The organism is Marinobacterium mangrovicola (assembly GCF_004339595.1).
In the GTDB taxonomy this organism is placed as follows: domain Bacteria; phylum Pseudomonadota; class Gammaproteobacteria; order Pseudomonadales; family Balneatricaceae; genus Marinobacterium_D; species Marinobacterium_D mangrovicola.
This window is the reverse complement of sequence record NZ_SMFU01000007.1, coordinates 1,229,668-1,248,217: the sequence shown is the minus strand read 5'-3', so window position 1 is coordinate 1,248,217 and position 18,550 is coordinate 1,229,668. Positions and strand designations below refer to the sequence as shown.

At 54.8% G+C, this 18,550-nt stretch carries 20 protein-coding genes; 11 read left to right on the top strand and 9 right to left on the bottom strand.

Annotated features, from left to right (window positions below; genetic code table 11):
• Nucleotides 1-357 precede the first annotated feature (357 nt).
• Together CLV83_RS06615 and CLV83_RS06610 are read right to left on the bottom strand one after the other, a co-directional pair.
• A complete protein-coding gene (locus CLV83_RS06615) occupies nucleotides 358-891 on the bottom strand; it encodes a GbsR/MarR family transcriptional regulator (protein WP_132289206.1) in 534 nt (177 codons plus the stop codon).
• Between the two features lie 347 nt (nucleotides 892-1,238).
• Entirely contained in the window at nucleotides 1,239-2,111 is an 873-nt protein-coding gene (locus CLV83_RS06610; protein ID WP_132289203.1) for an AraC family transcriptional regulator, read from the bottom strand.
• A gap of 124 nt (nucleotides 2,112-2,235) precedes the next feature.
• On the opposite strand from CLV83_RS06610, the gene CLV83_RS06605 reads away from it, so the two are divergent.
• Nucleotides 2,236-3,378: an aminotransferase-like domain-containing protein gene (locus CLV83_RS06605; protein ID WP_132289200.1), complete on the top strand. Its 1,143-nt coding sequence runs from the start codon at nucleotides 2,236-2,238 to the stop codon at nucleotides 3,376-3,378.
• Nucleotides 3,379-3,544: 166 nt separating this feature from the next.
• Nucleotides 3,545-3,892, top strand: coding sequence for an FKBP-type peptidyl-prolyl cis-trans isomerase (locus tag CLV83_RS06600; RefSeq protein ID WP_132289197.1), 348 nt, complete (start codon nucleotides 3,545-3,547; stop codon nucleotides 3,890-3,892).
• A 186-nt stretch (nucleotides 3,893-4,078) separates the two neighbouring features.
• Here the strand turns inward: CLV83_RS06600 and CLV83_RS06595 are convergent, their stop codons facing one another.
• Both CLV83_RS06595 and CLV83_RS06590 read right to left on the bottom strand, forming a co-directional pair.
• Nucleotides 4,079-4,606, bottom strand: a complete 528-nt coding sequence (locus tag CLV83_RS06595; RefSeq protein ID WP_132289194.1) for a CbrC family protein — start codon at nucleotides 4,604-4,606, stop codon at nucleotides 4,079-4,081.
• Between the two features lie 83 nt (nucleotides 4,607-4,689).
• Complete coding sequence (locus tag CLV83_RS06590; RefSeq protein WP_132289191.1) at nucleotides 4,690-5,196, bottom strand: SMI1/KNR4 family protein; 507 nt, start codon at nucleotides 5,194-5,196, stop codon at nucleotides 4,690-4,692.
• A gap of 666 nt (nucleotides 5,197-5,862) precedes the next feature.
• On the opposite strand from CLV83_RS06590, the gene CLV83_RS06585 reads away from it, so the two are divergent.
• Both CLV83_RS06585 and CLV83_RS06580 read left to right on the top strand, forming a co-directional pair.
• Nucleotides 5,863-6,252 (top strand): MbcA/ParS/Xre antitoxin family protein, encoded by a 390-nt coding sequence (locus tag CLV83_RS06585; RefSeq protein WP_132289188.1) that lies wholly within the window; start codon nucleotides 5,863-5,865, stop codon nucleotides 6,250-6,252.
• A 3-nt stretch (nucleotides 6,253-6,255) separates the two neighbouring features.
• Nucleotides 6,256-6,927, top strand: a complete 672-nt coding sequence (locus tag CLV83_RS06580; RefSeq protein ID WP_132289185.1) for an RES family NAD+ phosphorylase — start codon at nucleotides 6,256-6,258, stop codon at nucleotides 6,925-6,927.
• Between the two features lie 29 nt (nucleotides 6,928-6,956).
• On the opposite strand, the gene CLV83_RS06575 is transcribed toward CLV83_RS06580, so the two are convergent.
• The 4 genes from CLV83_RS06575 to CLV83_RS06560 form a co-directional block, all read right to left on the bottom strand.
• A complete protein-coding gene (locus tag CLV83_RS06575; protein WP_132289182.1) occupies nucleotides 6,957-7,502 on the bottom strand; it encodes a nucleoside 2-deoxyribosyltransferase in 546 nt (181 codons plus the stop codon).
• 13 nt (nucleotides 7,503-7,515) lie between these two features.
• A complete protein-coding gene (locus CLV83_RS06570; protein ID WP_104001636.1) occupies nucleotides 7,516-8,166 on the bottom strand; it encodes a TetR/AcrR family transcriptional regulator in 651 nt (216 codons plus the stop codon).
• 120 nt (nucleotides 8,167-8,286) lie between these two features.
• Nucleotides 8,287-9,669 carry a uracil-xanthine permease family protein gene (locus CLV83_RS06565; protein WP_132289179.1) on the bottom strand — a complete coding sequence of 461 codons (1,383 nt, stop codon included), beginning with the start codon at nucleotides 9,667-9,669 and terminating at the stop codon, nucleotides 8,287-8,289.
• A gap of 60 nt (nucleotides 9,670-9,729) precedes the next feature.
• Nucleotides 9,730-10,446: a DUF5020 family protein gene (locus CLV83_RS06560; RefSeq protein WP_132289176.1), complete on the bottom strand. Its 717-nt coding sequence runs from the start codon at nucleotides 10,444-10,446 to the stop codon at nucleotides 9,730-9,732.
• 377 nt (nucleotides 10,447-10,823) lie between these two features.
• Here CLV83_RS06560 and CLV83_RS06555 point away from each other — a divergent pair, with 377 nt between their 5' ends.
• The 5 genes from CLV83_RS06555 to CLV83_RS06535 all read left to right on the top strand — a co-directional run bounded on the left by CLV83_RS06555 (nucleotide 10,824) and on the right by CLV83_RS06535 (nucleotide 14,615).
• Nucleotides 10,824-11,177, top strand: coding sequence for a NifB/NifX family molybdenum-iron cluster-binding protein (locus tag CLV83_RS06555; RefSeq protein ID WP_132289173.1), 354 nt, complete (start codon nucleotides 10,824-10,826; stop codon nucleotides 11,175-11,177).
• Complete coding sequence (locus CLV83_RS06550) at nucleotides 11,177-11,797, top strand: glutathione S-transferase family protein (RefSeq protein ID WP_132289170.1); 621 nt, start codon at nucleotides 11,177-11,179, stop codon at nucleotides 11,795-11,797. The genes CLV83_RS06555 and CLV83_RS06550 overlap by 1 nt, the downstream gene beginning before the upstream one ends.
• A 240-nt stretch (nucleotides 11,798-12,037) precedes the next feature.
• Nucleotides 12,038-12,334 carry a DUF6156 family protein gene (locus tag CLV83_RS06545; protein ID WP_132289156.1) on the top strand — a complete coding sequence of 99 codons (297 nt, stop codon included), beginning with the start codon at nucleotides 12,038-12,040 and terminating at the stop codon, nucleotides 12,332-12,334.
• Between the two features lie 111 nt (nucleotides 12,335-12,445).
• Nucleotides 12,446-14,041: a DNA recombination protein RmuC gene (locus CLV83_RS06540; RefSeq protein WP_132289153.1), complete on the top strand. Its 1,596-nt coding sequence runs from the start codon at nucleotides 12,446-12,448 to the stop codon at nucleotides 14,039-14,041.
• 61 nt (nucleotides 14,042-14,102) lie between these two features.
• Entirely contained in the window at nucleotides 14,103-14,615 is a 513-nt protein-coding gene (locus CLV83_RS06535; RefSeq protein WP_132289150.1) for a hypothetical protein, read from the top strand.
• A 30-nt stretch (nucleotides 14,616-14,645) separates the two neighbouring features.
• Here the strand turns inward: CLV83_RS06535 and CLV83_RS06530 are convergent, their stop codons facing one another.
• On the bottom strand, nucleotides 14,646-15,833 hold the full coding sequence (locus CLV83_RS06530; protein WP_132289147.1) for a GAK system CofD-like protein: 1,188 nt from the start codon (nucleotides 15,831-15,833) through the stop codon (nucleotides 14,646-14,648).
• A gap of 189 nt (nucleotides 15,834-16,022) precedes the next feature.
• Between CLV83_RS06530 and CLV83_RS06525 the strand changes: the two genes are divergently transcribed.
• Nucleotides 16,023-17,663 (top strand): aminoglycoside phosphotransferase family protein, encoded by a 1,641-nt coding sequence (locus CLV83_RS06525; protein ID WP_132289144.1) that lies wholly within the window; start codon nucleotides 16,023-16,025, stop codon nucleotides 17,661-17,663.
• On the top strand, nucleotides 17,656-18,546 hold the full coding sequence (locus CLV83_RS06520; protein ID WP_132289141.1) for a GAK system ATP-grasp enzyme: 891 nt from the start codon (nucleotides 17,656-17,658) through the stop codon (nucleotides 18,544-18,546). The genes CLV83_RS06525 and CLV83_RS06520 overlap by 8 nt, the downstream gene beginning before the upstream one ends.
• Nucleotides 18,547-18,550: the final 4 nt, after the last annotated feature.

Below are 18,550 nucleotides of genomic sequence, written 5' to 3'. Positions count from 1 at the left end.
CAGATAACCCAACCCACTCCCGTTAGGCTGAAGAAAGTGCCAGCGAGAACATTCCTAAGCGTCTCTCTGGCTAGTAAGGAGTCTATAGGAGCTGAGCTACCATCAGATAGAAGCAGAGCGCCGAGCAAAGGGCCGATAAGTAGCATTAATAGGGTAAATCGGCACCAAAACTTCGCCCTCGTAGCATTCCCGCATAAGTCCACCAGAACGGATTCCAGTACCCCTCGAAGTAGCAACAATGCCAGCAAACTGACCGATATTGATAAAAGCAGCTCTGTAATGAATAGAGGATGGATGTTCACTTTACCGTACTTTTTGTAATTTCAGTAAAAACAGAAACACCAAGACAAATGAAGACTAAGACTTCTTTTTGCTAAGCAATCCCTGCACTTTGCTACCCAGTTTGAGTAGCTTGATGATAGTGCCGCGCTCCATACGCTTCACTTGATCAAACCAACCAGTCGACTGTTCCAAAAAGTCGAGCGTTTGCTGAATTCTGGCTTTTGTTTCGGCAGGTGTCTGTGCGTCATTTTCGGCATCTAATGCACATTCACGCAGTGTAGTTAGGGTTGGATCGAGTTCGCGCTTCTTGCGTTCTTCCATGATGATAAAAAATATGTCCCAGACGTCTTTGTGTGAATCGAAGTGGTCACGACGATCACCGAGCACATGAGACACTTTAACCAAACCCCAAGACTGGAGTTCCTTGAGGCTGGTACTGACGTTGGAGCGAGCGACCCCTAGAGTCTCGCTTATCTGCTCCGCATTGAGCGGAGCATTGCTCAGGTAAAGCAGTGCATGGATCTGAGCCACTGTGCGGTTAACACCCCAGCGTGATCCCATTTCGCCCCAGTGAAGGATAAATTTTTGCATTGTGGGTGAAAGCTGCATGACATCATTCCTTTATTTCTGTAATAACAGAAATTATCGAAAAGATGAACTGCCGTCAAGAATCATTCATAACCGACAATTCAGGGACTGGTTCCCTTCCTCATCAAAGGGAACAAATGATGCTCGCTCTTAGGGAGCTTCCTGTCATGAAATTCTGCTGCCTAAGTGTCTGCTCAGGGTCGAAAGTGACTGTCGAGGCCGATCCCCGCAACGTCTGCTCTGTGTGCTAAGCGACTCCCCCAGGCTCATAGCAGGTCTAGTAGCCGTTGTCGTAAAATCCGGACGAGTAGCCGATAACCATCCTGGCCAGACAACCCGGTGACTGAAATTTACCCGCGTGAATGAACCTACCAAAGCGAAATGGGCAGGTAGAACGTCAGATCGAAGCGCTCATCTGGAGCTAGAAAATGGTTGTTTCGATAGTGTGCAAAAGCTGGTGTTGTTTTCGCCCTGAAGCCGGAAGAGGGCAGCCATTGATCGAGTATTTTGCTCAGGTAAGGCAGTAACTCCCCGTATACACCGGTCAAGTCAAACGCCGCGTGCAGCCCGCCTGGTATGCACATGCTGCTCACTCTACCTTTCCTGAGAATGGGTTTATCAATGGCCAGGCAGGCAACGTAACGGCATTGGTCCAGTGGTACCCACGCAGGGTTTGAATGGTGCAGTCCGAGTTGAGTCTCAAAAGGTTGCTCCTCTGCTGCGGCCCAGGCTTGCAAGGTTTGCCACGCCAGGCGGATATCGCGGCCGTATCCCAGGTGGCGCACGTATGCCACTGGTTGTTCCGGCAACTCCACAAGGTTGGGGGTGGGGAGGTCGATCGCCTGCAAGCGCGTATATGCCTGGGCTATCTCATCATCAATTAGGTAAGGCGGATCATTGGTATCCGGTTCTTCGGTTCTCCAGCGCCCCGGAGTGACTCCAAAGGTCGACTTAAATGCCTTGGTAAATGAAGACAGGGATGCAAAACCGCATTGCTCTGCTACCTCCAATACCGGACGTTTGCGGTCAAACATCAGTTGATTCGCTGCTTGTTCCAGCCGCGTGCGCCTGACGTATTGGTGCACCGATTCGCCAACCACTTCCTGAAAGACGCGGTGAAAATGCTGTTCAGAATAGGCCGCGACCTTTGCAAGCACGTCAGCCGATAGCTCAGCGGATGTATCGCGGTGTATCTCGTACAGGACATCGTTGATGCGGGATATCTGCTGCTCTGAAGCCATGTATCGTTACTCGAATAGCATAAATGAACAATTAGTTAATTATAAAAGAACAAATATAGAGATATAAACGGACAATCCTGGGTAACTTGGCATGAGTAGTATGAGTTGAAAAGGAGAAAGTCTTATGCAAGTTGCCACCCATCTACAGCACATCCACCCATCCTACATTCGTGAAATTCTGGCGGCGGCAACGGCCGAAGGGATCATTTCACTGGCAGGAGGGCTGCCGGCAACAGACCGGTTTCCGTTGTCATTAATGGCAGAGAGCATCGCAGAGTTACCCAGGCATGCCGAGCTATTTCAGTACGGAGAAACAGCCGGTTACCGGCCTTTACTTGATCATTTGGAAAACCTGTATCAGGTGGCGTCTTCCCATCGAATGATGGTTTGTAGCGGCTCCCAGCAGGGGCTCGATCTTATTGCCCGCACATTCCTGAACCCGGGTGACGGTGTCGCAATGGAGGCGCCGAGTTACCCCGGCGCATTGCAGGTATTTGGCATGGCGAGGGCGGCAATTCACCCGGTTCAGCAACACAGGGATGGTCCCGATCTGGATGCGCTGGAGTCCCTGTTTGCATCGGGACAGGTAAAGCTTTTCTATGCCGTGCCTGATTTTCATAACCCGACCGGAGTTTGTTGGACATTGGAGGTCAGGCAAAAAGTGGCCTCATTATGTGATCGCTATGGTGTTGCGCTGATTGAGGATGCGCCGTATCGGGAACTACGTTTCGCCGGTAAGGAGTTGCCCCTGGTGTCGACTTTCTGTCCCGAGCGAGCGCTGGTATTACGCTCTTTTTCAAAAATCGCAACGCCCGGGATCCGTTTAGGCATGCTAAGCGGTCCGCGAGACTGGCTACCAGCGTTGATCAGGGTAAAACAGGCGTCCGATCTACACTCAAGCATCCCGATGCAGGCCCTGATATTGGACCTGATTACCCACCCTGGCTTTCCTGGGCATATCCGGCAGCTTTGTGACCTATATAGCGAACGTTATCAGGCATTGGCGACAGCTTTGTCTGAATACCTCGGAGAGGGATTCGATGCTGAACCGGTGCAGGGCGGTATGTTTCTCTGGCTTAAGCTGCCAGTCCTTGATTCCGCGGCAGTTGCCAGAGCTGCTCTAACGAAACGCGTAGCGGTGGTGCCCAGCACAGCGTTTTACCCTAAGGGCGTGTCAGCTGAGCCAGCATTGCGGCTGAATTTCAGTCACGAGGCTCCAGATACGCTTAGAGAGGCGGTTCGCCGTTTGGCCCGTGTGTTGATATAGCGCTGATCAGCATCGCCACGACAGTGCATCAGCGGTTGTGAGATACCTAATCTCCCGTGTGATCAGGCGAAGAATTTCGGGGCAGTATCATCCGTCCGTTGATACCTGTTGCCTGGCGTTATTAAATGCCCCGATAAGCGTGTTATTGATACTGGCAGGGCAAAAAATGGCTGAATTTGAACAACTGGTTGCTGAAGATCTGGTCGAGGGTACAGGTACCGAAGTGAAAAAGGGCGGTGCCTTAATCACGGCTCACTATCGAGGCTGTCTGGAGGATGGAACCGAGTTTGATTCTTCGTATGAGAGAGATGAGCCGTTTCAGGTCGTGCTAAGCCGTAAAAAATTGATTGCAGCCTGGGTTGAGGGGCTTGTCGGCATGAAGGTGGGAGGCAAACGGAAACTGTTCGTGCCTGCGGATAAGGGCTATGGCGAGCGCGGTTTTGGTGACAAGATCCCGCCAAACTCCAACCTGATATTTGAGATTGAACTGCTGGAAGCGTTGAACCGGGAGTAGTGAGTGCGGGGAGCCCGCGCCTTCGGGTATTGGTGATTGAACCAGGCAACCTGGAGCAGCGGGCTATTGGATACCGCCGGCGTGACAAATAGGAGATAGAAGATAGAGTCTCCATAGCCATAACGTCCGAATCCGGCGGCTTTTGAAGCAGAGCTTGTTTATATACTGAGGTAGATGTTTTTGGCTTTAATCAGTATCAGCATAAAATCTGTGTTGGCCGCAGCCTCTACACCTAAACTTGTAGACCGCTATGTGACCGCCTTTTTCGTAACCTGCCAGGATATCTGGCCAGTACTCCGCTTCGATGTGCTCGGCTGAGAGAAACTCTTTGAGGCTTTCGCCCGATAACGCTTCCAGATCTGATTTATCTGCATCCCCGAGAAATTCACATGCATCATCACAATGTGAAAGCCAACGTTCTTGCTGCCAGGTAATAAAGCCAGGAGTTCTTTTGCATACTTCATCTACAATCTTTGGGTCGATGCCATCTGAGAGTAGTGGGTGTGCGTCGGAAAATGCACCATCAAATTTTTCAGCCGCTGCACCGTTAGCAATGCACCAAGGGCAAATTGTTTCAATATCATCGATTGCGTAGATAGTTGAAGTGGCTTTATACCCTCTGCGTTGTTCACAGCACTCGCATTCGTCTTGCGTTTTCTCAATAGCGCCCGTGCCTATAGGGTCTGGATGGTACTTAAAAATAGGTAGGTCCATAGGGTCTCCAAAGGAAGCTAACGTCTCAAACACCGGCACCAGTAGCGGGTAACCCTGTGATTTGATTCGTTAGGAGCACTATTTCAGTTGCACAGCTCATCAATGCGTTGTTCAAAATCCGGAAACTCCCTCTTTGCCCTGGCCAAAATCTCAGTGACAGAAGCGCGATATTCTGCCGCGTGGGCTTTAGCAAAATCTTCAAACTTGGGGATTCCAGGCCTTTCGAGATCGGGGTATTCAACCGATTCATAGGGGCCAAAACCGGCCGCGAATAACCAGCAAAGCTCATAAAAGTTACTGGCGACAACGCCTACTTGCCCCTCAGAGCCAAAAAACACGACCGGTTGCATCAAGATATCGTCGGTGTCATGCACCAGCCAAAATGCAGCGTAGCCGCCAGTACCGTCCTGACCGAAGATTAGGTATTCCCGACCATCTAACGCGTCGTTACCGGTCCAGGCTTTAATCCAGGTCGATGTGTCTTCTTCTGAGTTAAAGCTTTCGTAAGGCTCGTAATCTATCTCATCGATGTCGTAATCGATTTCAATTTCATGGAGCTGTTTTAACAATTGTGGAAATAATCTATCCATGATTTTTCTCCCGTACCTAACATTCTGATACTGCGTATGCATATTTACGGCCTCAGTCAAAGACCGGTGGAGTCGATCTAAGTTTTGAAAAAAATGGATAAATTAAGATATCAAGCCATTCTTTTCCGGTGAAAACGGGCGTGCCCATTTTGCGGGGTACCCTGTCTATCAACCTGTAACCGTCAGTCCACTATGTTCTGAGAGCCAGCGACCTTGCCTTGTGTTGCCCGGCACAATTTAGAGCATAGCCGCTTGATAAAACAAGCACTTAAGCTCTGCTCCCCTCAATCGACTGGATGTCATCAACTAAATTCAAATCAATAGATGTCATCGGTGCTCTGCAGCTGGGAGCAGCTGGCTGATTGTCTTGAGAGTGTGCTCTGTGTGCTAACAGACGGTCGCCGCAAGTATTGCTCTTAACCCCCGACTGAGTGCCTGGAAGCTGATATTCGCAGGCTTTCGGTTACTTTTGCGGGAGTGATCTAATTCGCGCTGGAACTCGATTGCCAAGCTCTGCTCAGGCGCTACATTCTCACCGAGATCTGTAATAGCCCGGTCCAAACTATCCGTAGAGAGTGCTATCGGCGATCCGTTGGGAACTATAATTGCAATAAATCCCCATAGGGAATACGCTTGATGTATGTTAACCGATTCAGGGTGTCCAGAATGATGGCCAATCCCGAAGGCGCAATGCAGGCGGATGATCGTCGTAAATCCGATGTGGCGCTAAAAACCTTTTTCCGAATCACCGATGGCTGGGGGCTGAGCAGTCAGCAGCAGAAGGTGCTGCTGGGCGATCCGCCGCGCACGACTTTCTACAAGTGGCGTAATGGCGAGGGCCCCACGCTAACTCGCGATACGCTGGAACGTATCTCCTATGTGCTGGGGATCTATAAGGCACTGCGGATTCTGTTTCCCACAGAAGAGCAGGCCAACGCCTGGCCTAAGAAGGAGAACCGGGATTTTGATGGGGATTCCGCGCTGGATGTGATGCTCAAGGGCAGCGTGATCAATCTGGCGGATGTCAGGCGTTATCTTGATTACATGCGAGGCTAAGGGATGCAGCAGCTGATACCTGACTGGGAGCGGGCGCATCGACTGGTGCCGAGTCACTTTCCACCGATCAATCTGTTTGAAACCGTTGCCGATCCAGAGGATCTGGAGATCATCTTTGAGATAGAGAGCCTGACCAACGATCGCCTGCGGGATGAAGCCGGCGATCTGCGGTTGGTGCCAGCATCGGAGCGGATCTCGGGCCCGGGCTCTACGCCGGTTATGGCGGCATTTACCCATATCGGTCAGGCCAGTCGTTTTACCGATGGTCGCTATGGCGTCTATTACGCTGGTAATTCGCTGGAGGTCGCAATAGCTGAAACCCGTTATCACCGGGAGCGCTTTCTCTCGGCGACCCAGGAGCCGGATACCGAAGTAACGCTGCGTGAATATATCAGCGTGATTCAGCTGCCACTGGAGGACATTCGTGGCGATGACTACGCCGATCTGCACCATCCGAGCGATTACGCGCCTTCTCAGCGTTTTGCGTTGGGGCGTCGTCAGTCAGGGGTGGCTGGGCTGCTCTATAACAGCGTGCGGCAGAAGCAGGGGGAGTGCGTGGCGCTGTTCACGCCTAAGGCGACGTCAATTCCTGCGCAGGGCGGTCACTATCGTTATGTCTGGAGTGGCGCGGCGCAGCGGATTATCTCGGTGTTGGCGGTTAGTCAGATTCAATGAAAAAAGCCCGCAATCGCGGGCTTTGAGCGTTATCTTTTTTGGCTTGCAGCCAGTTTCTCGATTACTTTTCGAAAGGCGCTAAGGTGATGCTGGGGTTCGGCTGGATCGCCGGCTTCGCGTAACAGCTCACCGCCGCTTTCCGCGATAGAGCCGACCAGCATCAGGTTGTCAGCCATGCCGAACGCTTCCACATGCTGCTTCTGAACATCCCAACCCGGTTCGGGTTGCTCGACTCGCTCGCCGTAGTCTCGTGGATCCAGGGTGTAGCCCCAGACGGGTTTGCCCTGGGCGCGCATATAGCCCATCTCGAAGGCGGTGCCGCCATCCAGGCCTGGACCGCGGAACGGCGTCATGTTGGCGACGATCAGGTCGCAGCGATCCATCAGTTCGATATCCGCGCCATAGATCGCAAGGCCTGACTCAAAGGGTGTCAGGTTGCTCAGATCCACATTGGCGTCGAGAGGAAACAGGCCTTCGAAGCCGTACTCTGCGCAGATTTTCGCCTTGGCTTCACCAAGCTCTTTGGCGTCTGCACGGAATACATCGGGTCCAGCGAGATAGATCTTCAGGCTCATAAATAGATACGCCTTATTTGATGCCGCAGCCTTTTAGAATGATATGGAGAAGGGTGCTGGCCGCATCCTGGTAGTCCGCTTCCTCCAGCTGATCCTTACCGAGCGCCGCTTCGATCTGGGTAGAAAAGTCGGCGTAATGCTGGGTGGCGGACCAAAGCAGGAAGATCAGATGCTCAGGGCTGACTTCGGGATCGATTTTGCCCTGTGCAGCCCAGGCGCGAAAAATATCGGCACGGCCCTTGAACCAGAGTGCGTAATCGTCGCGGAAATACTCCTTCATATTGGGAGCGCCGCTGATCAGTTCCTTGGCGAAGATGCGTGATGCCAGGGGATTCTGTGCAGAGAATTCGATCTTGCGCTGAACATAGGTAATCAGCACATCCCGTGGATTGTCCTCGGGGGTGATCGCGTTAAGCGTGCTGTCCCAGAGCTCGATAATATCGCTCAGTACAGCGATATAGAGGCCCAGCTTGTTCTTGAAGTAGTAGTGGATATTGGCCTTGGGCAGGTCTGCCCGCTGCGCAATATCGTTCATGCTCGCGCCCTTGAACCCCGAGTTGGCGAATTCGATCTCTGCAGCCCGCAGGATGATCGATTCGTTTTTCTGGCGGATCCGGCCGCCCACAGGCCTGGCTTTGGTATCGGGATCTAATTTAAACAGCATGGACTGACCACTCCAACGTACCCATCTTGCATTCCATTTGGCAGGGCGCGTCTCTGCGCGCTCCTAACCACTCTCGGCGCATTATACGCAAAATGGCCGCCTCGAGGGCGGCCATTATTATTACGCTTCTTTCGCATCACCCTCAGGTGCCGCTTCTTTGTTGCCTTCGGAAGTTGTTTTATCCGGAATCAGCCAGGTAAGGAGTATGGCGACCAGGCCGCCACTGGTGATAGCTGAGCCGAATACGTTCTGTACCAGCTTAGGCATCTGTTCCAGCAGATTGGGGACCAGAGTGACCCCCAGGCCGATACCAAAGGCGGCGGCCATGATCAGCATTTTGCGGCGATCCAGCTCCTCGGTGGAGAGAATCTTCACACCCGCCGCGGCAACGGTGCCAAACATCACCAGTGTGGCGCCCCCAACCACCGGCTTCGGGATCTGCTGCAGTACGGCGCCGATGATCGGAAACAGGCCAAGAATCACCAGAATCACGGCGATGTAATAACCGATATAGCGGCTGGCTACGCCGGTGAGCTGAATCACGCCGTTGTTCTGGCTGAACGTGGTGTTGGGGAAGGTGTTGAACACCGCCGCCAGTGCAGAGTTAAAGCCGTCGGCCAGGACGCCACCGCGGATACGCGAGATGTAAACCGGACCCTTCAGGGGCTGTTTCGACACCATGGAATTGGCGGTCAAATCGCCGGTGGATTCAATGGCGGTGATGAGGTAGATCAGTGCGATCGGGATGAAAGCACCGAAGTCGAAGTCAAACCCGTATTTGAAAGGCATGGGAATACTGAATAGCGGGGCGCTGATATTGTCGAAGCTGACCTTGCCCATGAAGATGGCAGCGATATAACCCACCAACAGACCGATGATGATCGATGACAGGCGAATCCAGGAGTTACTGGACTGGTTCAGAATAATGATCAGCGCCAATACACCGCCGCCCAGTGCCAGGTTTTGGGCGCTGCCGAAATCGGGGGCATTAAAGCCGCCGGCCAGATCGGTCATGCCCACCTTGATCAGGCTTATACCGATAATGGTGATCACGATGCCGGTAACCAGCGGCGTGACGACGCGCTGCAGTTTATGGATGAACTGGCTGAGCACGATCTCGATAAATGCGCCGAAAAAACAGACGCCATAGATCATTGCCAGGATCTCTTCCGGGCCGCCGCCTTTGGCTTTGGCGATAAAACCGGCTGCCAATACAGAGCTGAGAAAAGCAAAGCTTGTGCCTTGAACGCAGATCATCCCTGCACCAAGGCCGAAAGGGCGACGTGCCTGGATAAAAGTACCTACCCCGGAAACCACGAGGGCCATGCTGATCAGATAGGGGATTTCGGAGCCGAGGCCGAGCACGCCGCCGATAATCAGAGTGGGGGTAATGATACCGACGAAACTGGCCAACACATGCTGTAGGGCTGCGAACACAGACTCCAGCGGACCTGGTTTGGCGTCGAGCGGGTATAGCAGTTCGCTATCCTGCGGTTGAGCCATGAGTAAACCTCCTGTTCAGGGTGCCAGCGGGCACCCTGAATTCGCTTAATAGAGCCGTTATCAGTAGTGCCACTTGAGCAGGAACGCAGGGTTGCGCTCGTCCGCGCCTTTGATGCCGAACTTGTTGTTCCAGTAGGCGTATTCTGTGCCTATATACAGCTTAGACTTCATTCCAAAATACTTGCCAATGTTCCACTTTAGCTGGGAGGTCCAGTTCATTTCGGAAGCGTTGGTGTCGGATGCGGATGACCAGTCAAGGAAGCCATCGTAGAGGAAGTCCGCATTGCCCAAAGAGAACGGCAAGCCCCAGGTCAGGGTCAGCTGCTCGTCGTTATCGTTGAGGTCGTTGTCGACCTTGTAGATGTTGGCGTTGAAGTAGTTGAAGCCGGGTACATCGAAGGAGAAGCCGACACCGTAGAGCAGATTGTCGAAGTTTTCGCCGGATTCCCAGGTGGTGGCGATCAGTACATCCTTGATCGGGCCAAAGGAGAGATCAGATCCGCTCACGCCGCCGAGGCTCAGGCGTGGAGAGAACTCCATGTAGTTTTCGGTGGTGCCATCGTCCCATTTCAGACGGTCCATGAAGAAGAAGGTGTCGCCCCAGGAGTGACCACTGGCGTGTTCGACGGTAACAACCTGACGATCTTCATCACCAACTTCATAATCGCTACCGTTCAGGTAGGTCAGGCTGAAGTCCTGCCAGATCAGCTCGGCAGAAGCGTTAGAGGCTGAGGCAAGTCCGATGGCAAGGGCAGCGGCAGCGTGTATGGGTTTCATCTAGTCGAGTTCCTGCATTGGTTATTTACGGATAGAAATAAACTGACCGTTTAGTCAGATTGGCTGCGCATACCCAAGGCAAAAAACTGACCAAGTGGTCATGTAGTAATTAAATATTTTATAAAGCTATATATATCAAATGATTGAAATGTTTTATTAAAGTCGAATAACAGATAATTTCATGGCTATTCGTGTGCTCTTTTTGTGCCGGTCAGTGCCCCGCGCACGTTTGTGAGCATATTTGCGGTCGAAAATAAATTGACTGGGTATTATAAGTACATAATACGTATTTAGGTTTTTTGTCTGGTGTGTGTTTGGCGTAACTGGATCGGTTTTCGCATAGAGCTTTCAAAACCTTAATTTTGGAGCTTCAGACAATGACCTATCGGGTAGCAGTTGCCTCGAAAGAGGGGGTGGCGGTCGATGAGCACTTTGGTCACGCCAAACACTTCAGTATCTATAGCGTGGGTGAGGCGGGTTGCTCGCTCATCGAAAAGCGGGAAGTGGATCACTACTGCCTTGGCGGTCACGGTGATCGATCCGCATTGGAAAAAATTCTCGATACCATCGAAGACTGCGATGCCGTGCTCGTCGCTCGCGTGGGTGATGGCCCGGCGGAAAAGCTGCGTAAGCGCGGTGTTGAGCCGGTGGCGGATTATCCCTGGGAAGAGGTGGAGCCAGCACTGACTGCCTGGTTCTCCTCCCTGGTTGCCGGCGAGGGCGTTGCCTGATGCTGACCTTTTATATGACGCCAGGCTCCTGCACTACCGGTATTCATATCCTGCTGGAAGAGTGTGAAGCGCTGTTCTCGGTTGAACTCGTTAATCTGATGGCGGGGGATCAGAACTCGGAGTCTTTCCGGGCGCTTAACCCCAAGGGATCGATCCCTATGCTGAAGCTCGATAACGGCGAGATTCTCACCGAGTTTGAAGCGATCGCCTGTTGGCTGGCCTGGAGTCATCCGCGGGCACGGCTTATATCGGAAAAGCCGCTGGCCGCAGCCCGAGCTATTGAGTTGATGTCATATGCGGTAAGCAACCTGCATATGCAGGCATTTGCGCGAATATTTACGCCGGAGCGGTTTTTGGTCGGCTCTTCTGACCTGGAGGCGGTGAAAGCAGCGGGGCGGAGGCGAGTCGTTGAGGCCTTTGGTCTACTGGCGCTTCAGCTGCCGGACAAAGGCTATGCCTGTGGCGATTTTTCCATCGCGGATGCGGCACTGTTCTACGTCGAGTTCTGGGCAGATCGCACCGATATTCCGCTACCGGCGGTTGTGCGTTCCCACTTTGAGCTGATGCTGCAGCGGCCCTGCGTCAGACAGGTGTTGATGGAAGAGGGTTATCGACTCTGAGCTTCGGGCTCCAGGCTTTCAGCAAGTGGCGGCTCGTTTGCGGTTCGGGTTTTGCAGAAGTGCTAATGCCGCCAGACCTTAATCCCTGTTCTGCACTGTTCGGTGCGCGATAGCGCTTCGGGCTTTGTCGGCTATTCGACAGGCGATGTGAGAGTTCCTACAGGGAGGCCCTGCAAGGGCGGGCTGGTGGCGCCGTTTTCTTCAAATCCCGCAATCATAAAAACCGCAAGAGCTGTCATCATGAGTTCAAACGAACAGTACGATAAATACTTCCTCACCTACACCGGTATTACGCTCCCTCTGCAGCTGGTCAACCCCCTTGAGTCTTCTGAAACCCAGAATCGTAACACCTACTTTGGCGCCAACCTGGATGCCGAAGGCCGCCTGGAACGTGTCCATAAAGTCGTTTATGGCGAGGTTGAGCTCGAGCATCGCTACGGCTATCACGCTAACGGCGCACTGGAGTGGGCCGAGATCCGCGACGACGATGACGAGGTTCAGCGCCTGGAATTCGATAACGCGGGGCAGCGTATCTAATCGACTCCTGTTGAAAGGGGTTTGTTGGCTATCTATCTCGGCGCTGACAGTGTCGTTGGCGCGCCAAGTGAACTATCATCGTGCCTGATCCATCTGTCAGGGATGTTATTGATGCCAAACGAGTTCCTACTTCCTTCCGCTGTTGCTGCCTCCTTTCTTATTGCGTTTGTTATCGCCTGGTTGGTCGCTGGCAGTCGTGCTCAGAAGCGTCTGCAGGAGGAGTTGCTGCGTGCCGATCGTGCCGAGTCCGAGCAGGAGCGGCTGCAGGATCTGCTTGATATGCAGCGTGATGAATATGAAGGTGCTCGCGCGCGCCTGGCGCAGATCGATGTCGAAAAAGGGCGCCTGGAAACCCGCCTGGATCACTACGCCGAGCAGCTGGATGCGACGGAATCACAGCGCGATCTGGCGCGTCGGCAGCTGGAAGCGAGAGGCGCCGAGTTGCATCAGGCGCAGACCGAATTGGCCACGGCGGTGGAGCGGCGCGATCAACTGGCTGAGCGTCTCCATGAGCGTCAGCAGCGCCTGGCGCGGGCGGAAGAGCTGCTGGAGCGCCTGCGTACCGCGCATACGGAGCTGGAGTCCGAACATACGGAGCTGCGCACCACGTTGGCGCAGAAGCAGGAGCATTTCGAGGAACAGCTTAAGCAGCTTGAGCGTAGTCGCGAGATGCTGAAGAAAGAGTTCGAGGTGCTGGCCAGCGAAATATTCGAGCGTAAAGGCAAGGCGTTCACCGAGCTGAACCAGACCAGTCTCAGTGCGCTGCTGAACCCAATTCATAGTGAAATGAAGGGGTTCAAGGAGAAAGTTGAACGTATACATGAACAAGAGACGGCGCAGCGAATCCAGCTTAAGACCGAACTCGAGAACCTGCAGAAGCTGAACCGGGATATCACCGATCAGGCCCATAAGCTGACCACTGCGCTGCAGGGGCAGAAGAAGATGCAGGGTAACTGGGGTGAGTTGATGCTGGAAAATGTGCTGGAAAAGTCGGGCCTGAGGCTCGGCGAAGATTACCAGCGCGAGGTCAGCATCAATACCGAGGATGGTCGCTTGCGTCCGGACGCGGTGGTCTACCTGCCGCAGCATAAGCACCTTATTATCGATGCCAAAACCTCGCTGATGGCCTACACGCGCTACGTGAACTCGGAGGATGAGACCGAGCGTCTCACCGCGCTGGCAGAGCATACCCAGGCGGTGCGGGATCGCATCAACGAGCTGGCCGACAAGGACTACTACCGCCTGCCGGGGCTCAATTCGCCGGAGATCGTGGTGATGTTTATTCCGATCGAGTCCGCCTATGTCGAGGCGCTGAAGTACGACGATACGCTGTACCAGCGCGCTATCGAACGCAACGTGTTGGTCGCTACGCCGACCACGTTGCTGACCAGCCTTAATATCGTGCGTCAGCTCTGGCGTTTCGAGGATCAGAGCAAGCACACGGCGGAGCTCGCCGACCGTGCTGACAAGTTCTATCGCAAGCTCAACGCTTTCCTCAACAGCATGCTCGATGTGGGCAAGAAGCTGGATCAGGCCAAGGGTAGCTACGACAGGGCGCTGGGGCAGCTCACCGACGGGCGCGGCAACCTGATCAAGCAGGCGTCAGAGTTCAAGGATCTGGGTGTCGCGGTGCAGAAGGAGCTGCCGCCGGAACTGGTTGAGCGTGCTCATCTGGAGCTGGAGCGGCCGCCATCAGAGCCGGAGTAAGCTGGATGAGCGATGCATCAACCGATAGACCCTTACCGACTGAGCGCGTATTCTCGATACTATGATCAATATCGCTTCCTTCACATTTCAGTTCGACCCGGTGGAAGACCGTATCCGCCTGGTGGGCAATCTGGACAATGGCGAGCCCCGTGTGGATTTCTGGCTCACCCGGCGGTTGGCGCTGAGGATTCTCGGCGCCTCCGACGAGCTGGTGCAGCATACCTCCAAACGGGTCAGCGAAAGTCCGCCCGAGTTTCGTGGCGCCACCGCCCAGTTCGAGCATGAGCAGGCGCGGGAGCGGATGGAAGTCAGCAACCAGCCGATTCCCGACACGGATAAGCCGGAGGGGCCTGAGCTGCTGCACCGCATCGATATCAGTCACCGCGATGGGCGTTATCAGTTGCGACTGTTTGGGCAGGATAACCCGGATGAGGTAGCTGCGGCGGGAGTCGTGACCTACGAAGAGCTGCATCAGGTGCTGCACCTGATTCACACGGGTGCCGATCGCCTGGGTTGGGATGCACCGCCGCTGTTTACCGCCTTTGGTCGCGAAGTCAGCCCCACACTGCAGTAACAGAAACGCCGTGAGAGGGGCTGCCGGGTGTCAGCTCAGTGATACCAGCGCCTCGACCAGGCGCTCGTTATGGTAGTAGCCGGTGTCCGGTGCGATCACCGGCAGGTCGATCACGTCGATGCCCAGTTCCGCCAGACGTTTCTCCGGAATCCCGCCTTCATAGTGCCCGTTCTCGCTGTCTATCAGGATGAAGTTGATCAGATCACTGACCTCCAGCTCTTCACCATCACGCTGCAGATGTTCCAGCAGCACATTCAAGCTCTTCTCCAGCGTCATGCCAAGCTGTTCCGGGTCGCTCCCCTGGTTGGGAATAAACACCTTGGGGCTTCGGTTGCGAGCGATGGCACGGCCAACACCTTCCGGCAGCAGGTTTGCCAGCAGGCTCGAATGGAAGCTGCCCGGCGGGTAGCAGATAAGCTCCGCCTGCTGGATCAGTTTGCGGTTGCGCTTGCGGACTTGTGTGGTAGCGAACTGCGGCTGTTCCAGCGATTCACACAATCTCAGTGATTTTATCGGGGAGGTAAGCGGCGCGCACTCCTTGCCGGTCAGTCGATGCTGACCGACCACCGCGGAGCCATCTTCCAGTTCAGCGTAAAGATGAAGGTCGTCATCGACGATGGCACGCACGGTGCCCTGAACGTTAACCAGTTTGGAGAACAGAAACAGGATCGGCTCCAGGTCGCGGCGGTTGTTAAGATAACCGCCGGCCAGAATCAGATTGCCGATGCTGGCGCCCGCCAGGTCGAAATCCTCTGGCATGGCATCGATAAAGAACATCAAATGGTTGCAGATCAGGCTGCGCATCGGGTTCAGGATCGCATCCATCAGCGGATCTCTGCCCCGCACCAGCGCCTTGAGTCGCTTGCGCAGCTCAGCCTGGCTTTCATCCTTGGGAAGACGGTAGTTAAACAGACGGTAAACGTCCGGATGGCCCAGCACGGTTTCATCCGCCAGCGCCATCAGGCGGCTGCGCAGATCGCCGATAGCGGGCATATCGAACGCCTGGCGCAGAATCGCGGAGCTGCCGCCGGAGTCAAAAGGGGTAACCAGATGAATGGAGTTGTGGGTGTAGTGTTTGAGCGTGCGCGACAGACCGTTCAGCGCCGAACCGCCGCTGAAGAACAGAATTCGCGGCCCCAGCTCCGGAATCTTGCGATAGCGACTGACCTTGAGCGGGTCGGGCAGGCACACCTCCCGGGTAACGCTGACGCTGACCATTTCCGTTTCTGCACTCCCTGTTATCGATGGGCGAAGTCTACCGGCAGTGATCTGTGGGCCACAATAGCGCAAAGGGCGAAATTACGCGCCTTTCAACGGGTTATGTTAGCCTTCATGAAACTGAAATGTTGAAACCGTCGCCGGTTGAGTATGCTACGCCGGTATTTTCCGAGTGAAGCCGTGGCCAGCATGATCAAACTGCCGAAGCCGTTGAGAGATAACCTCCACTTTTTGTGTGTTGAGGTGGACTCTCAGGTCGCCAGTCTCCAAAGCTATTTCGAAACACCGGCCGCCGCCGTCGCGCGTCGTATCGTTGACCGGGCGGGGTATGCCTATAACCTCAAGGTCCGCATCCACAGCGCCACCGTGCAGAAGCTGCGCAGCAGTAAACGCCAGGCGCAGCGAGACCTGATGCTGCGCAGCATAGAATTTATCGCCACTGACCTGGAGCGTCTTGCTGAGATCAGCCGCAACTGCGTCCGGCAGCTGGAATATATCGAAGCGTTCGAGCTGCTCGGCGCCAAACGCTATATCGGCATGCTGAAGCGTGTGCGTAAGGCGATAGCCCAGATTGAGCCGGCGCTGCAGGCGGACGATTCCACCCTGGCGATCCAGATGGGTAAAAGCCTGGGGCGCATGGCCAGCGACTATGAAAAACTGCTCAAACGCTACCGGCTGGCGCTGCGAGAGGTGCCGGCGCATACCGATGACCTGACCCGGGCCCTGTTCGTGGCCTACGAGGTGCGCCAGATGGGCGAAGCGCTGGTGCATATCAGCGAATCGATCATCTCGGCGAACCTGGGGCAGCCGGTTAACTTCGAACGTTTCTTCTCGCTGCGCTCGCTGGTGTCCGACCTGGAAGCCGATGAGGAGGATCTGCAGATCTCCGCCATCGCGCAGACACGCTCCGGCAGTTCGATCTCCGGTATATCCGCCGGTGATGAGAGCGAAAACGGCTACCTGGCGATCTTCAAGGATGGCGAAAAGCGCAAGGTAAAAGAGGAGCGTGCCGGTGTGCGCAGCTGGCACGAAATCTATCCGGGGCTGGCGCCGAAGATTCTTTCCTACGAGAAACGCGGTCAGTCCGCAGCACTGCTGATCGAGCACCTGCCCGGGCACACCTTTGAGCAGATCGTGCTAAATGAGTCGGATGAACTGGTGGACGAGGCGTTCAAGCGCCTGGCTAAAACCCTGAAGTCGATCTGGAAGGCGACCCGCAGCCAGGAACCGGCCCAGGCCAGCTTTATGCAGCAGCTGCAGAAACGGATGAACGAGGTGTACCGCATCCATCCGGAGTTTGCCCGTACCGACAGTAAGATCTGCGGCCTGCCGGTGCCCTCCTTCGATACCCTGGTAGCGGCCGTTACCAAGCGGGAAAAACACTGGCCGGCGCCGTTCTCGGTCTATATCCACGGCGATTTCAACGTCGATAACATCATCTATGACCCGATGGAGCGGCGGATCAACTTTATTGACCTGCATCGCTCCCGATACATGGACTACGTGCAGGATCTGTCGGTGTTCATGGTGTCGAATTACCGTCTGCAGGTGCTCGACAGCGACACCCGCGCCCGCATCAATGACCTGGCACTGAGGCTTTACGATGTGGCCCGCCGTGAGGCGAAAAAACAGAATGACGAGCTGTTTGAAGTGCGCCTGGCCTTGGGGTTGGTGCGTTCTTTCGCCAGCTCCACTCGCTTTATTCTTGATAAATCCCTTGCCCGTCGCATGTTTATGCGCGCCCGTTATCTGCTGGAGCAGGTGCTGGCCATACAGCCGGGCAAGGAGACGAAGTACCGTATTCCAATGAAGGAGATTTTCGTTGACTGAGCCCCGCGTAGCCGTGATCGGTATTCCCGGCAAGTGGTCCACTGAAGTACTGGCGGATGCGCTGGAACAGCGCACCGGTTTCCGCCAGGTAGTCGATATGGCTGAGGTATCCCTGGATCTCACCGACAACAGCCTGCGCTGGGGTTCGTTGAACCTTTGTGAGCTTGATGGTCTGGCGGTTAAGAAGATCAGTGCTGAATACAGCCCCAACACCCTGGATCGCCTGGAGATGCTGCGCACGGCAGAACAGCAGGGCGTGCACGTGTTCAGCGGCGCGGAGAAGATCCTGCGCCTGGTGGACCGGCTCAGCTGCACCGTCACCCTGCGTAACGCAGGCATCCCGATGCCGGATACGGTCGTTACCGAGGATCTTAAGGCCGCCTTCGATACCGTTAAACGTTTTGGCGAAGCGGTGTTCAAGCCGCTGTTCTCCACCAAGGCGCGGGGTATGTGCGTGCTCGGTGGCGAACAGAGCGATGCCGAACTGCGCGACGCCATTGCCGCCTTCAAGGCCGACAACCCGATGCTCTATATCCAGCGCAAGATCGAGCTCTCCGGTCGAGACCTGGGCATGGTGTTCCTTGGTGGTCAGTACCAGGGTACATACGCCCGTGTATCCCAGAGCGATACCTGGAACACCACTATCAATAGCGGCGGCCGTTACGAAGCGTTCGAGCCTGATGCAGAGCTGATCGAGCTGGCGCGCAGGGCGCAGGCGCCGTTCGGGCTGGATTTCACCACCGTGGATGTGGCGCTGACCGATCAGGGGCCGATTGTGTTTGAAGTCTCTGCGTTTGGCGGTTTCCGTGGTGCCCTGGAAGGCGCGGGCGTCGATGCGGCTGGCCTTTACGCGGATCATATTCTGCAGCAGGTACGTGGATGAATAG